The sequence below is a fragment of the Ktedonobacter racemifer DSM 44963 genome, from assembly GCF_000178855.1.
Lineage (GTDB): Bacteria > Chloroflexota > Ktedonobacteria > Ktedonobacterales > Ktedonobacteraceae > Ktedonobacter > Ktedonobacter racemifer.
On sequence record NZ_ADVG01000001.1, the window covers coordinates 2,476,602 to 2,493,894 of the forward strand.

A 17,293-nucleotide genomic window follows, 5' to 3' on the forward strand; every position below is an offset into this window, starting at 1 on the left:
CTATATACAGCAACACAAATACAGTATAAACGAAGAGAATCGGCATGTAAAGCGCTTGGGGCAAAGCGGCCTGAGAATGTCCAGTAGCTGTCCTGGTAGGAGATTCCCTTTCCTTGTACACTTCTGAGAAAGAAGCGTTGGCTTCTTTGGAAGACGCTTCTGAGAAACATGTGACAACAATGAATCGATCCGACTATAGGCCTTTTGTTTTTCGCTTTCTCGCTGTTTCTCATGTAAAAAAGAGGAGAGAAAGGAATACCTATGTCTCGTAAAACGCTTCTGGACAGGAGGGCCTCTACGGAGCCTCAGCAATGGGACGCTACAAGCCTCCTGGATGAAAGAAGCATCCCCTGTCATGTGTGCGGGGAGTGTCAACCTGTTGTACTTGCTCTATTCTCTCTCTGATGCTGTTGAGAAACTGTTTTACCTTCTTTTGATCTAATGTTTTGTCACATGTTCCGGCGCGTAAAGCGAGAGCTTGCGTAAGCAGCTCACCATCAGCAACACGTGTTTTGGCCCACTCAATCGCATCTACTTTTGATGACCATTGATTCTCTTCAGCAAATCGCCACCCTCGACATGCATTGAGGATACTGGAATAGCCAGCCTCATCATGGTCTGTATGCCAGCGCAATGAAGTGAGAAGAGCATTGAGTAGCCATGTTCTCGGAATGACCCCAAAGAGTTCGTGAGCATCTGGGCCAAAAATGCTGATACCATGTTCTCGTGCAATTGATCGATCGAGGAGAAACCAGTGAAATGATTCATCCTTTGAATCATAGGTGACGTGAAAGCACATTTGAGGACCAGAATTGAGATTCACTTCAAATCCGGCAGTTGGAGAGGGGATAGTTACTTTCTCTCTACTGTAGAGAACAAATTCACATCCTCGCGTTGGACATGGTAAGGAAGGATGGGCAAGTAAGGAAGTAATCTGTTCCTTTTCTTCCTGGCTGAGTTGTCGTGCACATACCCCTTGTATATCGATATCGCTTCTACCAGCAATAAACCCTCCTAATGCTGCGGAACCGACTATGTAGACCCCTAATAAATTCCCTTGCAAATAGTTATGAAGTAACTGAACCATTTGCAGAGAGTAGGTTTGAATTTCGGGTGGCAGGTTCTGCAATCGAGTATCAGGATTGATTGACACTTGACACCTCCTTGGATAAGTACACACAAGCGTTTCCTATCTCGCGCCCAGATGCCTGAGAAGTTCTAGCTAGCCTTGCCCACTTCCCCTCTTCTTATTCCTTGCACCATCCGTATTCTCCCTCTCTTGCAAGAGTACGTCTACCAGCATGGAGAACGGCTACGAGCGGTATTGGGAAAGCAATTTGAGACAATAACGCCAGCAGAATCGCAACTATTCGATGGAGATAGTGACATTTTGACAGCGACAGACCTCTTTATAGTATAAAACAGTACAAGTATGATAACGCTAGTTTTCTCGAGGCCTTGAAGCAACTATCTAGGTGGTATTGGGGACGTATTGTAGAGACGTTTCTAGCTCTCCACATACAATTGTGTACTTGTTTCCATAGGCGTGAGATTAGCATCCTTGTTAGTTATAAGTAAAGGAGCTGAGCGTTCTTGATCTAGCTGAATGCGAAAAAGAAAGAAGTTCCTATCTATACATACCAGTATGGTCGGCGGAAAGATTGCTCCTTCCGCCGACCATACTGGTATGTATAGATACTTTCCCATTTGCTTTGGTAGCAACAATCCCTACAGTGAATAAAGGAGTATAGTCGCTCGCGAATCAGGTTCTAACAGAGAATTCCCCTTTTTCTGACCACAGAGAAAACGAAGAAGCCTTGACACTGGTTGATTTTGTCAATGTGTCAAGGCTTCTTCTTCTTACGGAACCGACGGGCGACGAACCACCGGTCGCACCTGGCCTTGATCCCTGTTGAGAAGGTGTTTGCTGGTCGCAATAACATTCTAATCCATACACCGAAATCGAGTGCTGATTATGCCCAATCTGGCACCCCATTTGAACAGGCCCTTGAGAATCCAGTAGGCATTCCTTTACCGCAACGACACCCAGGACCAGACGCCCCACCATGGAAAATCCCTGTCTCCGAATAGTCTAACGTAGTACGCCGTGTTCTTGAGAACCAAGAACCACTACGCAAGGTTGCTGGTGATTATGGTGTTTCGCATGAGACGGTTCGACGCGTGATCAATGCTGCTCAGAAGAGAACAAGCTCATCTATTCGGCCCGTGTTCCCTCTTGCATTAGTTTTATGATATCTTGACGCAATTCTGCAAGTATCTGATTTATCCACACTGCCTTTTTTAAGGCATCAGCGATATCCGCGCCTTGTTCTGATTCTTGCTTCGTGTGATCTAACGCCCCTCCAAAAATGCGCTCGTGCTCATGGTGCTGGAAGAGGCTTTCTCGACAAACTAGTATGTATCTCCTTTCGCTTTCTGCTAAATGTCACATATACAGCCTATTCTTGTTACAAGATCTAATTCTTTTTCCGTAAAAGAGGTTCGCACCAGCTACTCGGTGTTTCTCGACCCAGCATGTGTCTTGAGATGCTTCTTTAGTCTTCTATACATGTATTTTTGTCTGTTTAACGGGGAAAACACAGAAAAAAGGTCGGGACCCCTGAAGGGCCTTTCTTGCCCACGAGCTATCTTTTTTCTTAGGAAATGCGTACCATATGAGAAAATGAGTGAAGAGTAATGCAGAGAAAGGAAGCAATTCATATGTATAGCGCGCCATTCCCGCTTGCAGCGACCGTCAAGGCACTGCGTAGCGAACAGATCGGACTAGAAACATATATCAATGACATTTGCGCACGTATCGAAGCCACAGAACCATACATTGAGGCATTGTTGCCGGAGGAAAACCGGCGCGGTCGGTTACTGAACGAGGCAGTAGCTTTACAGAAGCGCTTTCCAGACCCGGCACGTCGCCCGGCTTTGTATGGAGCTTTACTAGGCGTCAAAGACCTTTTTCACATCGATGGTTTCGCCACTCATGCCGGTTCAAAGCTGCCGCCAGAAGTATTCCACGGCCCGGAGGCTTCTTGCATCAGAAAACTGCGCGAGGCCGGAGCACTGATCCTTGGCCTGACTGTAGCCGCTGAATTCGCCTATTTTGAACCGGGAACAACCCGCAATCCGCATAATCCAGAGCATACGCCTGGAGGCTCAAGCAGCGGGTCCGCAGCAGCGGTCGTGGCAGGTTATTGTCAGCTCGCATTGGGAACACAGACCAGCGGCTCGATCGTTCGCCCGGCGGCTTTTTGCGGCGTGATCGGTTTTAAAGCCACCTATGGCAGGATTGCCACCGATGGATTGATCTTCTGTGCCCCAACACTGGACACGCTCGGCTACTTTACGCAAGACCTCGCGGGCCTGCAACTAGTTGCCCCCTTGCTCTGTCAGGGCTGGCAACCGGTCGCCTCACTCCCAACGAAACCGGTGCTGGGCATTCCCGAAGGCCCCTACCTGGCGCTGGCTTCAAGCGAAGCGCTGGCCGTCTTTGAGCGACAGGTAGCAGTGCTAGAAAAAGCAGGCTATACTTTGCGCCGCGTGCCGATATTCCAGGATATCGATGCAATCCATCACCGCCATATGCGCCTGGTGTGCGCGGAAATGGCGCGGACACACGCTGATTGGTTCGGGCAATACGAGCTACTCTATCGGCCCCGTACAACGCAGGCAATCCACGAAGGACTGGCTATCAGCTATCCCGAATTCGACCTCTATCGGGCCAGTCCGGGTGCCCTGCGCACCGAGATAGAAACGCTGATGGAGTCCGCCGGCATCGATCTCTGGATCTGCCCGTCAGCAGTTGGACCAGCCCCCGCAAGCATAGCGACCACAGGTGATGCTGCCATGAACGTGCCGTGGACACACGCGGGCTTGCCGACAATCAGTTTGCCTGTCGGCAGCGCAGCCAATGGTTTGCCACTTGGCCTGCAATGCATCGGGCGTTTTCAATGCGACGAGTACCTGCTGGCATGGGCGCCAGGACTGGCGGAGGCGCTGGGCATGGTCTGATTTATGTTCCATCAAAGGGTATGGCACCAATGTGTCTGGTTCTGTCAGAACTGAGAACACTGTTACGTACCCAACAATCTGTCCATCAATCCGAGCAACGTCAATGTGAACATTCTGAGCCGACATCTCGAGAAAGCGATGGGCATTCGCTAAAAGTGTCTTTTGATGAGGTGAGTCACGTGATCCAGCCATGGCAATTGCATATGCGTCAGCATTGTGCCAAGGAAGCGGCTCAATTTCCAAGCGAAGAGTCGCAGGAATAACTATAACCGTCAAAACCTATCCAATCTCTCACTCAGGAGCTTCCCTTCTCGCGCAATAAAATCTTCTTTGCCTGTAACGCTACCCTGCACACCACCACCAACAAACACAACAAGGTTGCTCTCGGGTCTACTTGGACTAAGACCTATTAGTCCAAGTAGAGTGAGGGAGATACGCTTGTGGGTGATCTTACACGCTACCAGGAAGGGGCTCGCAGGACCAGGAACTGGTTCTTCTTCAGCTTAGGAAAAGGAGTGCCGTGGATCTGTTGCCTGACCAAGAAACAGCTTCAGTAGCCAAATGAGGAAAAAGGCATGCTGATGTGTGGGCCGTCAATCGCGACCGCGCAGGCTCATATGCAGAAGATATTCTACAAGGAACTCCTTATACACAGCAGATAGCCGAATGCTGGCACCTGCTGTTAAACCTCCCAGAAGCCATAAGCTGTGATGTAGCTCATAGATGTGATTCGCTAAAATAAGATATACTTATGCAGGTACGGCAAAAAGATTCTGGAAAGTTACACGCGTATGGAACCAAAGACATCTTTTTGGGATAAATTTACAAGTGAGGGGCGTCTCAAGAAGCAATGGGAGCAGGCGCTAGCGGAACCTGATCCTTCGGTCGCTCTGGTGCTTTTGCGCAAAGTACGAAAACAAATGCATCACTCGCCAACTAAATCCATCCATTTATGGCTTCCCTTCCTAGAAACGCTTCTTGATCAGAGCCGCCTGCCTCACTTAAGCGAGGATGACCTGGCAGCGGTAGAAGATATGGGCAATATGCTTGTCACAAGCAGCCCTGAAGAGCTCAATGGAGTACGCCCCGCCGATATATGGTTACGAGTTGCCCGGGCCTACGAAGCACGTAACCAACCCGTTCAGGCGTGTAAGCTGTTTGCTCTCACATATCGCAACCCTTCTACCAGCCGTGAGGAGAGAGTTTACTGTGCTCATGCATTAGCTCGAAACGAGGTGCTTGCGGATGATGTCCTCGACATATACATAGACCATATTCAATCAACACCCCAGGTGTATGCTGAATCGACCATCTTAGCGTTATTTACCCGTTTGTGTAATCTCGACTTTTCTGTGGAACATACCCAGCTCAAACGCATATTTCAAATCACAGAGCGCCTGGTCCCCCTTCATATTTTAGTTCCTCACATGCGTACTACCCAAGGGCTCTACAGTTTACTCATTGAGGATTCACCCGCTGAAGCGAGTACGTATTTTAGCAGTGCCCTGGTTGCAGACCCTAACGATAGGACCGCCCGTATTGGGCAGCTGGCTTCCTGGATCCAACTTGGCAGATGTGGCGAGGTGAAGGATCATTTCCCAAACTCGGAGTATATGCAAGACCCCGTGATCGCGGGGCTATTTCAGCTATGCACAATCATTGAATGGCTCGACACAAGCGTTCTCCCTGGCCCGTTGCCATGCTCTGTTGAAGACGTTGCTCGTCTCAAAGAGCTACATTTACACATCTATGTCGGCGATATAGTTGAGGCAACCCTTGGACGCATATGCTTGCTGAACGGCGATATCCAGCAAGCGGCTCATCTGCTTTCACCCCTTGCCGAAAAGTATCCAGAATATCCTCAATGGGGCTACTATGCGGCCTGGGCAGAAATCCTCTCCGGCAATCGCGAGAGCGCGGTACGTTGCCTTCGGGCACTTGCGAACTGGTCAGGGCGCTGGACAGTCGCCTGCCTGCTCCTGGAGATAGATCCCGCCCTGGAGCAACAACAACAGATGCAGGAACTTCTCACAGAAATGAAGAGAAATCCTGAACAGCATTCGCGTGCACATATTATAGAGATACGCCTCGCCTTAGCAAGGGAAGGCTTTTCCGGTACCCACCTGAGGGAGGTAGAAACAACATTCCTCGTTGAGGAGATAGAGGTGCTACGCACAAGGTTGGCCTGCTCAGTACGTAGCGGGGAGCAGGAGGTAACGAATCGATTGATTGCACACCCCCTCTTCGCGCGCTTGCCTCTTGCCGATCAGTTCTTCTGGCGGGGAGTACAGGCGTTACGCTGGCAGGACCAGGCTCAGGGGATCACTCTCCTGGAAAAAGCAGCCCTGACGCTCTCTCACCATCAAGCACGGCTTCTCCTGGCAGTTCTTTTTTTGCGCGAGGGCAAACTCAATACGGGAAAGCGCCACCTGAATGAGGTCTTTCCCGGGCGGCGCGATAGCAAAATACGCTTGCTTCAGGCATATGTGGAGGGACGCGAGGGACAGCTGGATAGAGCTATCGAGCGCAATGAACGTCTGGCTGAAGAGGGTCTGGCTAAAGCCTACTACGTTCTAGGCCATCTCTATTTGTACAAAACCACACAAAGTGTCCTACCACAGGAACAGCTTCAAAGATACCGTACCCAGGCAGCGATGGCATGGCGGAAAGCGTTAGATCAAGATAGACAAACACTACCAGGTAATAGTGAAGTACTTTCATGGTGCGCTCATTTTATTGCCTTCTCTGAGCAGCGGGCTGAAACCTACCCAAAGCTCTGGCACGCCTACCGAGCACTGACACCTGCACAGCGAGAACCATGGCTCATGTGGTATGTAGCATTGGGTCTTCTATGGTATGGAAGCGTCCATGACGTCGCTAGTGCTGTTACGGAACTGCAAACAGTACTGGAGGCTGTGGAGCACTTAGAGCCAGTAGCTCTCTGCGAACTCGCTCAAGCAATTGCCCATATGGTTAGCGAGGGAAAGCAAAGAGAACAGGCACGTATATTGCTTCCATTCCTGGAGCAACTAGCGGCACAGAGCAGGAAGCACCCGAAAATTCGGATCGCATGCCAGATAGGAGTGGCGGCAGCGCTACACATTCTCTATGTGAATGCCGATGGGCAACAGTGCCGGGCACTACGACAGGATGTGGCTCAGCGCATACTGCAAGATCCAGACAACAGGCAATTGCAGATCTTGCTTGCCTTTATCTACAGCCACAACAGCCAACGCGAGGAAGCCAGCACCATTCTGCGTACAATCGTACCCAATGACACCTGGCTCGGTCGCGTTTGCTCCATACTGGCTGACCTCTTACATGGACGCATTAACCCATCTCACGACGTCTCACCCGGAGAAACCTCACCGGAACGAGCACTGCTTAGTAAAAGCCTGAGTATGGTGCTGGCTTTCAACAGCGGGAAGGCAGAACAGGGCTACGAAGAGCTTCTCCGCCAGCAGACACGAAAGAGCCTGGCCCCCTTTTATATAGAGCGCGTTCTTCCTTTATTGACCATCTATGCGCTCAATAAAGGCAGCGTTCCCGCCTTCATTCCCAAAATTCTTACCGATCTATCACACTCAAGACATTCGCGCGAACAGGCAGCCTCGCTGGCGCGAGTTGCGGCAGTACTTGGTGAAACAGCATCAGCCTCTCGTCTATGGGAACAGGCACTACGCGACGCAGATGATAACCAACAAACAGCTAGCTGGCAGCAAGAGTACTTTCGCTTCTTAAGCAACCATGCCGTTACAGCGCTCGCTGAAGGGGAATATCTTGAAGCTTCCAGGCATCTACGGCAAGCTGCCCATTGGGCAGGAGCAGAGCCGAATGGGGCCAAAACGAAACAGATGTTACTGGAGCGAGCACGCAAAATCGAATTACAGGCCGCAACCATGCGCTTGCTTGCGTACCTTTTTCCGGGCTTCGATGATGTAGAGGTTGTACCGGGGCGATACCACGCTATAGGCCTGGTCATTGGGCAGCATCCCCAACTTGCCACGGCACTTGTGAACGATGATCACGAACAGATAAAGCACGAATGGGGCCTGGCACTGCAAGAGCATCAGGCGGAAGTGCCTTTTATGCACCTCATCAGCGTTCTCTATAGAGAAGTGGCCCTGGCAAAGCTTGCCAGACAGGAGGACGCAGAAAGGGACTGGGAGGTAAGCACGGCTCTCTGGGTCCTGCTGCTAAGTTCAGAAACCTTCTGGTACTACTTTGCGTTGATGCGGGGAATAAATGAACAGGGAGGGCGTTCTACCCTGGACCCATTCCAACAGGAGGAGGTGTGGCATGATGCACTCGATACCATCCTCACTTTTCACAGCACAAGCGGGAAGAAGGATTTCGCGACCGGAAACTACCAGCGGGCACGAACCCACTCGCGTTGCCTTGACCTCTGCCGGTCGGGAGAACAACAGTTATGCTCTTCCCTCAGTACATATGGGCTTCCTTATGCGATAGATATCGATAATCGCAGAATACGGTACGTTAGCAGTCAGGCAAGCAAGTTACTCAATGAATGGGGAGCATCGCTGCTGATGGACGCAGAGAAGGCTCTCCAGAACGCCGAGGAGATTAAAAGCCTTCCCTCAGGTATCCGCCAAAACTACCCGGGAGGCATTGATCTGCTTGAACCTTTTATCTTGCTTGATGTTCCCATTACGCGCGTCCTGGTAACATGCCTCGATTGGTACAACGATTGGAGTTACGATCTGTATCTCAACATGGGCAAACAAGAAATGCAGCGAATCGTGATGCGGGCCAGCGCGATAGCAGACCGTTTGCTTCCTCTCTGCGAAAAGAAAAATACCTATGCGCCCGAGAACCAGGCGCTCGCGAGACACTTGAACTACCGCGGCTACGTGCGCGATAATTCTCTGCTTGCCATACGAGATTACGAAGCCTCACTATCCTGGAGCCCGGGTTACACCAATTCAGAGGAAATGCTGGAAGATGCACACGTTCAGGCGCTTATACAGCTCAAACGGGATCTGCATACTTACGCAGAAAAGGGGGAGTTTGAACGAGCGTACCAGGCTATTGACGAGGCGGAACCGCTTATACAGAGTCCATCGGGGCTCCAGGCAGAACGCGCCACAATTTGTCTCCGCCATGGACGCTGGCTTGCCTCAGAGGGGCGTTACACAGAGGCCCTAAGCCGTGGGAAGCAAGCTGCTATCCTCAATCCTCAGAACCCCGCTACGCAGCAACTCATCCAGGAGATGGAAGAGCTTGTACCCGAAGAGGACAATGCGCGTCTCCTCAAGGAGGCAGAGGAGGCACTGGCCAAGAATTTCTTTGATCAGGCCCTTCAGAATATAGCGCGAGTGCCCTCAACATCGCGCCTGAGTAGAAGGGCGCGTCAACTCCACATAACTGCATATTATCAGCATGGTATCACTTGCACCAATCTGGGTCAGCTTGAGAAGGCGGAGAAATACTTGAGACAAGCCCTGGAGTTGGATACAGAGCACGAAAACAACAAGATGATCACACAACAGCTTTCTACGGTCCTGACGCAGATGGCACTCAAGCATGTAGAAGAGGGGAAAAATACCTCTACAGAAAATCACCTGGCCAGGGCAATGCTCATTTTCGCAAGGGGCCTTTTAGAAGAAGCGCTGGAGTTTAATAGTGCGAATAACCTGGCAAAGACACAGCTTGATCAGTTAAATAAACATCTTTCATCTGAGAGAGAGACCAAAAAATGATCACACCTGAGAAACCAAATCCTTTTCATATCCTTCGGCTGTCAACGCGGGCAACCCTGGCGGAGATCGTCGCTCGTGGAGAGGAACTGTACCAACTTGCTGAATCAAAAGAAGAGGAGATGCTCTTCCGCTGGGCAACTGAACAATTAAAGACCAATGTACGTACTCGCCTGGCATACGAGCTATTTGAGTTCCCTGAGGCGCAGTATGAAGACGAAGAGTGGGAGGCTTTTATACGTAGGCATCGAAGAAAGCCCGTGACCCTGGCAACGTTAGCGCAGGGGACCCCCCCTCTGAGCGTAGAAGATGTGAATACGGCGGAACTGCTTCAACAGCTTTTGGAGAGCGAAATAACCATAGCGGAAGCCGATCTGGAACCCGTGCTTCATAGCACACCATTTGTGCCCAGATATACATTGCCGTTGGAGGAATGGGATGTCATCTGCGGGTAACTTACCTGATTGGAGCATTTTTAAAGAGCGTGAGGCGCTCCCTCTGGAACACGAGTTGCTTTCACCAGCTGCAGAGGTAGCGGCCTTACTACGTGTCCATTATGCCTCCCTCGCCGAGGGTCGCCAGGCCCAGACAGAAGCATTTCAGACCGGTTTTGCGGCCCTGGCGGAACAGGCTGTACTGGTGGCTCAGCTAGAAATGCTTTTGCAGCGCTCTTCATCGTCTTTTGTCAGCCCAGACCCGGGCAGTCGTCTACAAGGGAGGCAGGAGACATTGCCACGCCTCTATAAGTCTCTCTGCATCATCAAAGATCAGATGCTTGAAACCCTGACATCTGCTGGTATTGAGATAGAATTTCCGCTCGGCAAATCATATGAAGAGGTCGCCGATTTTGTGGAAATTGAGCACTGGCGACACCAGCAACATCTGACTGAAGAGATGGTCATAGACGTCTATGAACCCATCATACGCATGCGCCAGGCTCACCAAGGCCCCGCACTGGTTCGAGCCGGACGGGTCGTGATGGGGGCACCACTTGAGTCCGAGCCAAGAGATGGCAATCATCATGCAGTCGCACGTTCATACGAGGAGCATAAAGAGAATGGCCAGGCAACAAATCAGTAAAGCGATCGGTATCGACCTGGGCACCACCAATAGCGCGGTCGCCATAATGAACCCCACTGATACAGATATAGTGTTGCATAAAGATCCTAAAACAAAGCGAGAGACCACGCCAAGTTGTGTCTGGAAGGATCCCCGGAGCCTACAAAAAATTGTTGGCGCCAAAGCTTTTCAGCGCATCGGGACGACGCCTGAACCCATTAGATCGGTCAAACGCGTCATGGGCAAACAAACATCGGTACGCCTGGGGGATGAACAACTGACACCGGAGCAGGTATCTTCGCTGATACTACGCGAAATGAAACAGCAAATTGAAGAAGATGTCGCGCGTTTTTCCAGTGAGAGCGCAGAATGGATCGTTGATCGCGCTATTGTGACTGTGCCCGCCTATTTTGACCAGCCTCAGATAGAGGCAACACGCAAGGCCGCTGAGATGGCTGGATTTCAAGTGTTGGAGTTATTGCATGAGCCAACCGCTGCCGCAAGCTACTACTGCTGGCAAAACCAGGTACAGAATGGAATCTTCCTGGTCTACGATTTTGGTGGAGGTACCTTTGACGTCTCCATCCTGCGTAGTATTGAGGGAGCATTTGAGGTTCTAGGTATTAGTGGAAACAACCGGCTGGGTGGTGATGACATTGATAGTATACTGGCCGAAGAACTGCGTCAACGCCTAGTAAGTGAAGAGTATGCTCTCGACCTGGACATAAAAAATGACCCTGAGGATCGCCACCGCTTTGAAAAGCTCAGACTCCTGGCTGAGGGCGTGAAGAAGGCGCTTTCTACATCAGATGAGTTCATATTACGCAGTCAGTCAAGTCTCTATGATAAGCAGGGACAGCCCGTCAACATTGATATCCCATTTGAGCGCGACGAAATCGAGGCACTCATGCGGCCCCTTATCGCAAGAACCATCCCCTATTGCTACCAGGCCCTGGAGCTCGCGCAGAAAAAGGCCGGTATTACCCTGGCCGATATCGATGCCATCATTCTCGCAGGCGGAACGACACATATTCCGTTGGTACGAGAGCTCGTGCGCCAGACATTTTGTGCTGATCCAACGGCCTCTGAACCCCGAGCAAAATGTACTGAGCCTGTTTATAAGAAGGTCGACACTATTGTAGCTTTAGGAGCCGCGATTCGCGCCTCTGCCACCGGCGGAGTAATCAACTATGATGCACAGCGCTCCGTACGTGTACTCTTCCGTGGGATTAGCGTCACCGCCGCCAGACAAGTCACCATTGGAGGGCGAGTTGAGGCGCTTGCCCCTGACCTCGATCTTACCGATGGATACATCCGGCTCACCATTCCAGATCTAGGCTTTGAGGATGAGCAAGCGTTGAAAAGAGGCGATTCTTTCGGCTTTACACGTGTCCCGTTACAAACTTCAGCCGAGAATCTACTCACGTTTGAGATTTTTAGCGGTAGCGATACCCTGATCGCGACCGTGAATCACTCCATAAGCCAGAGCAAGGATGCGTTACGCCCAACCGGTGGTTCTAGTGGAACCGCCTTGCTCTCCAAAGCTCTCTCTCTAGAAGTCAGCCGCGATGGCAAACCATATAGGAAGGAACTCATCAAGGCGCTGAGCACCTTACCTGCCAGCCAAGATGACGTCTTTTATCACCCCGGCAATACGCAGCGACTCCGCTTACCTTTATACCAACAGAAGAAAATGGTCAAAGAAATTGTCATTGAGGACCTTCCCACTCTGGCGAAAGGAACCCCCGTTCACTTTACGCTTCACGTCGACGAACTGGCAGGCATAACTGTCAAAGGCACAATTGGCAAGAAAACCTTTGAGACGCAGATCGAGCCTCCACCAGAGCGAAAGCCGCCGACTGCCACTGAAGTAGAGGCTCTCGATGAGTCATTTCAAAAATTGACAACAACACTGCACACTCAGAAGAAGAGCCGTGTTGAAGAACAATATAAAAAGGCAAGAGAGAGCTACGAGGCCGCTGTTGAGAAAGAGGAGCCTGAACAGGCCGTTCATGATTTTGAGGAGTTGGAGGAGCTAGTTGCAAGCATTGCTCCCACTCAGAGCTCAATTGAACCTCCACGAGACGTGTTTGAGAAGGTTGTGGGGGAGTGTCTCAATCTCAAAAATTTTGTTGAAGCACTATCTACCTATTCAGGAATTACCCAGCAAGGCTATAATAGCCGAGAAATCAGCAAGGCAATCGAGACCCAACAAATACAAGGCGATCAGGCATTCCAAGCTGGAGACCAGACCAGATATACAAATGCACTTGTTGCGCTCTATGCCTTGCGTGATCATCTAGCGCTTTTGTATGCCAAGGCTGTGAAAAGTGAAAATACTCTCTCAGAATCTGAAAAGGCGGCAAGCTATATCCATAGCATCCTTGTGGAGGCGACAGAAATTGATCAAATTGCCACTGGGAGGAAACGGAAAGATTTTCAGAACGAAATCATCCTCATCAAGAATCAACTCAATGCGGCAGCACGGGATATCCAGACCAATCCTCTGTTGGTACAGCATCGGGCCAATCAAGCCTGGGTACGTCTCCAACAGATAAAGAACGTTTTGGTCAACTCCCAAGAAGATGGAGACGATGGCAAGTTGGTAGAGGACCATACCTCCTAGTATGGAGCATTCTCCAATCAATAAACACAATGCCACACAGGAGAGTTGCGAAATGAAAGTATCATGCCCCGAAAGTAGCTGCCAGGCCGAGAATGATGCACGCGCACAAGAATGCAGGCGTTGTGGAACACCGCTGCAAAGCTATGTACGGTTGCTTCAATATCCAGCGCAGCTCTTTAATGCTGGACTCCTCAAGGCGCGTAATGGTTCTTTTGAGCAGGCACGCGATCTCTTTGCGGCGGTGGTGTACTGGTGCCCGAAGGATATCGAGGCCCGTAATGCCCTGGCGCTGGCGTGTTTCGAATTACATGATTTGATGGAGGCCCAGCACCAATGGAAACAAGTGCTAGCCCAGTCACCAACCAATGTGCTTGCCCTACAAGGGATAAAGTACATTGAGGCGGAGCATCCATGGGATGATGTGCTCCCTGGGAGCACATCATCTCCCCCCCCCTCTGTTGCTACGCAGATGCCAGTCCCAAGATCCGGCAAGAAGGGCCTCTTTCACAAAAGGAAGAGTCCACAGAGAAGAGATCGTAGGGGATGAATCGGTCTCCAAGGGTATTATGATGCCTGCCATATCAGGATTACGCGATCCAAACCGCCAGAGGCAATACGGGCGTTGATGGGAGAAACATCAGGTGACCAGGCAAGGGAGCGTACGCCGCGCATGTGCCCTCGATAGATATGCACAAGCTTTCCGGTCGAGGCCTCCCAGATATGGATAGTTTTCTCATCATCGCCAGAGGCAATAAAGGACCCGTCAGGGGACCACGCCAACGCAAATATGCCAGCTGTATGGCCCTGATACTCTTGAACTAAGCGTCCGCTCGGTACCTCGCGTACCTGGACGGTTTGATCATAACTTGCAGAGGCAAGCAGTGCGCCATCGGGGGACCACGCCAGCGCGTAGACACCGGCACGGCCCCCATAGGTCAATACCTGCCTACCGCTGAGAATATCATGGACATGCACAGTGGTGTCATAGCTCGCAGAGGCAAGAAGCTTCCCTTTGGGGGACCACGCAACGGCTAAAATATCGTCAATATGTCCATGATACGTAGAGAGCGTCTTACCAGTAGTTGGCTCCCACACACGTACGGATCGATCGCTACCAGCAGAAGCAAGATAAGTGCCATCAGGTGACCAGGCAACAGCAAAGACATCATCAGTATGTTCCTGATACATGCGTACGGGCTTTCTGGTCATAGCCTCCCATATCTGGACGGTCCTGTCACTACTTGCGGAAGCAAGACAGGTGCCGTCAGGCGACCAGGCAACGGCTGTGACGTCACGGCGATGCCCTGTATAAGTGGCAAGGAGTTGACTGGTCTCGGGATCCCAAAGGGCAACAGTTTTTCCGTTGCTTGAGGCAAGATAGAGGCCATTGGGGGACCAGGCAAGAGATGTTATCAGATCAATATGCGTGTCGAGGACAAGGAGCGTCGTCCCCAATGGTGGTTTACTGGCTTTCTCTAAAGCCTCTGCAAACTCGCCTACGCTAGCGAAACGTTGCCCAGGATCTTTTGCCAGCGCCTTCATCACCACCTGCTCTACTTCAAGGGGAATAGTGGGGTCTTGTTCGCGTAAACCAGGGGGAAATACAGTCAAATGTTTGACAGCCAGTTCTGCCATAGTGCCCAGGAAGGGGGGCACACCAACCAACCATTCGTACACGATTGTAGCAAGTGCGTACTGATCACTCGCTCGCACAGGCCTGGCCTGTATTTGCTCTGGTGCCATATAGACTGGCGTTCCGGCCACGCCCGAGGTGTGAGAGGGATTCCAGCTATGTGAAGAGGTCACAATCCCAAAGTCACTCAACAGAATTTTTCCCCGGGAATCAATGAGCATATTTTCCGGCTTCACGTCACGGTGAACCAATCCATCATCATGAGCGAATTGGAGCGCAGCGCCAACCTGGTTCACATAGAAAACTATCGTTTTAAGCGGAAGTGGGCTGCCTAGTGGATGTAACTGGCGGAGCGTCCCCCCAGAAATGTAGTCCATGACAATAAATGGGAGGTCTTCATCGAGGCCAAAGTCTCTGATGCGCATAATGTGAGGATGATCCAGGCGAAAAGCACGAGCCTCATTGAGGAAGCTTCGTAAATTGTCCTTGTTCAACCGTGCTCGCAAAATTTTGACCGCAAACAGCTTTTTGTGGTGGATATGTTCAGCGAGATAGACTTCACCAAAACTTCCCTTTCCTAACTGTCGCAGAAGATGATAATTATCTATAGTTCGTCCTGAATAATCCACCATGCTCTTCTATTCTCGCTACAGAATTTTTCAGGTAGGTCACATAAGTCAGTGCCGCACCTGCTCAAATTGTAGAGGAGCGAATAGAAGTATGTCAAGGCATAAAATACCCATTAATCCAATCCACACCTTTTCTCATCTCCGCCTGCACCCAGAAACCCTCCCAGCAACGCCCCTTAGTACGCCCTCGTCCCTTTCATCTTGCATAGATCTCTATTAGAGCAGGTTTCAGAGATAATCCGTAAAAAAGGATACTTACAGAAGCCGTGGCGAGAAAGCCCCGGCCATTGATGCCGGGGCTTTCTCGCCACGGCTTCTGTAAGTATCTAAAGCTGGGGCAATTCGGGGCTAAAGTACTTTTTTGGGGGGCATAGCTGGATATAGCGTCGCAGACGGTATGGCCTGGTCGCGCTTATAGACCTTTTTAAGGGGCCCCAATATTTAGAGATAGAGAGTTGAAATGGTACGTGCTCATTTCGGCCAATTGCTCAAAAGCATATCGCTGCCGGAGAACTGGCGAGAACGCATACGCCACGACATGATAGCAAAAGCCTTTGCCCATACAGCCACGCCGGAAACCGTCGAACGCGAAAAAGAGCGCCTCAGACTCAAGAAAAATCACCTCCTCAAGCAGCACAGAGAAGGATACATTGAGGATGAAGCGTTTGAAGGTGAAATGGCGGCTATCACCCTCGCACTCAAAAAACTTGATGTTTCGGACGTGGGGGGTGTCACCTACGACGAGGTGAGAGAAGCTGGTGAACACCTCCCAGGCATGGCCGCATGGTGGAATGTTGCCACCCCCGAAGAGCGATACGAAATGGTCACCATTCTCTTGGAGCCTGAGGGGTTCTCCTATGATACCGAATTGAAAATGATCACCGCACTCAAACAGCGCCCGCCGTCAAGCACCACAGCCTCCGGGCCCATTAATCCAAGAGCGCGCGTGCTTCGAAGCCTGCAATACCGCCTCCCTCAATGGCGTGTGCTATGATGAGGTCATCACGTGAAAGAAGGAGGTCGCATGCCAGATTCCCAATTAGACACCCACTCCGATACTGCTGGAAAAAACGCCCCTACCGACCAGCAGCCTACCACCTCTGAGCCAGAGCATCGTTTTTCCCTGATCTCAGGTTCTGTGCTGGACCGGGCCGATGGTATCATCTATGCTGTTGTAGGTGCTTGTTTCCTCATAGGCGCTATCTGCGCGCTCTGCTATAGCTTTTGGGATTTCGGAACCAATATAACAGCAGCCATAGGGGCGGGAAGAGGAGATCCTGCCCTGCTGGCAAAGGCCATTATCCAATTCGTCTCAGATCTTCTGCTGGTCTTGATCATCATGGAGGTACTGGGGACCGTTACCCATTATCTCAAATCCCACGCGACCTCGCTGCGCCCATTTCTCTTTATCGGCATCGTCTCTGCTACCCGAAGCATTCTCTCCATCGGTGCCCGGCTCTCCGTCGAAGGCTCCGCTGTCCCCTCCCCAGAATTTACCCATGCCATGATCGAGTTGGGGGTCAGTGCTGCCGTGATCCTCGCTCTGGGCATCACCCTCACCTTACTGAGTAGGATGGCCTCACACGGCGGTTTGAGTGAGTGACGC

The 17,293-nt window shown here is 51.0% G+C and carries 10 protein-coding genes; 8 read left to right on the forward strand and 2 right to left on the reverse strand.

The genetic code is table 11. The features are described 5' to 3' along the window. Positions 1–319: 319 nt before the first annotated feature. A complete protein-coding gene (locus tag KRAC_RS10730; protein ID WP_007906852.1) occupies positions 320–1,153 on the reverse strand; it encodes an aminoglycoside adenylyltransferase domain-containing protein in 834 nt (277 codons plus the stop codon). A 1,568-nt stretch (positions 1,154–2,721) separates the two neighbouring features. Here KRAC_RS10730 and KRAC_RS10735 point away from each other — a divergent pair. From KRAC_RS10735 to KRAC_RS10760, 6 genes are all read left to right on the forward strand, one after another. After that, entirely contained in the window at positions 2,722–4,023 is a 1,302-nt protein-coding gene (locus tag KRAC_RS10735) for an amidase (RefSeq protein WP_007906853.1), read from the forward strand. 791 nt (positions 4,024–4,814) lie between these two features. Then, a complete protein-coding gene (locus tag KRAC_RS10740; protein WP_007906855.1) occupies positions 4,815–9,743 on the forward strand; it encodes a tetratricopeptide repeat protein in 4,929 nt (1,642 codons plus the stop codon). Then, the gene (locus tag KRAC_RS10745) at positions 9,740–10,195 is read left to right on the forward strand and encodes a hypothetical protein (protein ID WP_007906856.1); all 456 of its coding nucleotides are present in this window, start codon (positions 9,740–9,742) and stop codon (positions 10,193–10,195) included. Before KRAC_RS10740 ends, KRAC_RS10745 begins: the two co-directional genes overlap by 4 nt. Next, positions 10,179–10,820, forward strand: a complete 642-nt coding sequence (locus KRAC_RS10750) for a hypothetical protein (RefSeq protein ID WP_007906857.1) — start codon at positions 10,179–10,181, stop codon at positions 10,818–10,820. Before KRAC_RS10745 ends, KRAC_RS10750 begins: the two co-directional genes overlap by 17 nt. Continuing rightward, positions 10,798–13,425 carry an Hsp70 family protein gene (locus KRAC_RS10755; RefSeq protein ID WP_007906858.1) on the forward strand — a complete coding sequence of 876 codons (2,628 nt, stop codon included), beginning with the start codon at positions 10,798–10,800 and terminating at the stop codon, positions 13,423–13,425. Before KRAC_RS10750 ends, KRAC_RS10755 begins: the two co-directional genes overlap by 23 nt. Before the next feature lie 52 nt (positions 13,426–13,477). Next, entirely contained in the window at positions 13,478–13,972 is a 495-nt protein-coding gene (locus KRAC_RS10760; RefSeq protein ID WP_007906859.1) for a zinc ribbon domain-containing protein, read from the forward strand. A 17-nt stretch (positions 13,973–13,989) separates the two neighbouring features. Here the strand turns inward: KRAC_RS10760 and KRAC_RS10765 are convergent, their stop codons facing one another. Next, positions 13,990–15,690: a WD40 repeat domain-containing serine/threonine protein kinase gene (locus tag KRAC_RS10765; RefSeq protein WP_007906863.1), complete on the reverse strand. Its 1,701-nt coding sequence runs from the start codon at positions 15,688–15,690 to the stop codon at positions 13,990–13,992. Positions 15,691–16,147: 457 nt separating this feature from the next. Here KRAC_RS10765 and KRAC_RS10770 point away from each other — a divergent pair, with 457 nt between their 5' ends. Together KRAC_RS10770 and KRAC_RS61275 are read left to right on the forward strand one after the other, a co-directional pair. Then, entirely contained in the window at positions 16,148–16,681 is a 534-nt protein-coding gene (locus KRAC_RS10770) for a hypothetical protein (RefSeq protein WP_007906864.1), read from the forward strand. Positions 16,682–16,711: 30 nt separating this feature from the next. Continuing rightward, a complete protein-coding gene (locus tag KRAC_RS61275; protein ID WP_007906866.1) occupies positions 16,712–17,290 on the forward strand; it encodes a phosphate-starvation-inducible PsiE family protein in 579 nt (192 codons plus the stop codon). The last annotated feature ends 3 nt before the right edge of the window (positions 17,291–17,293 follow it).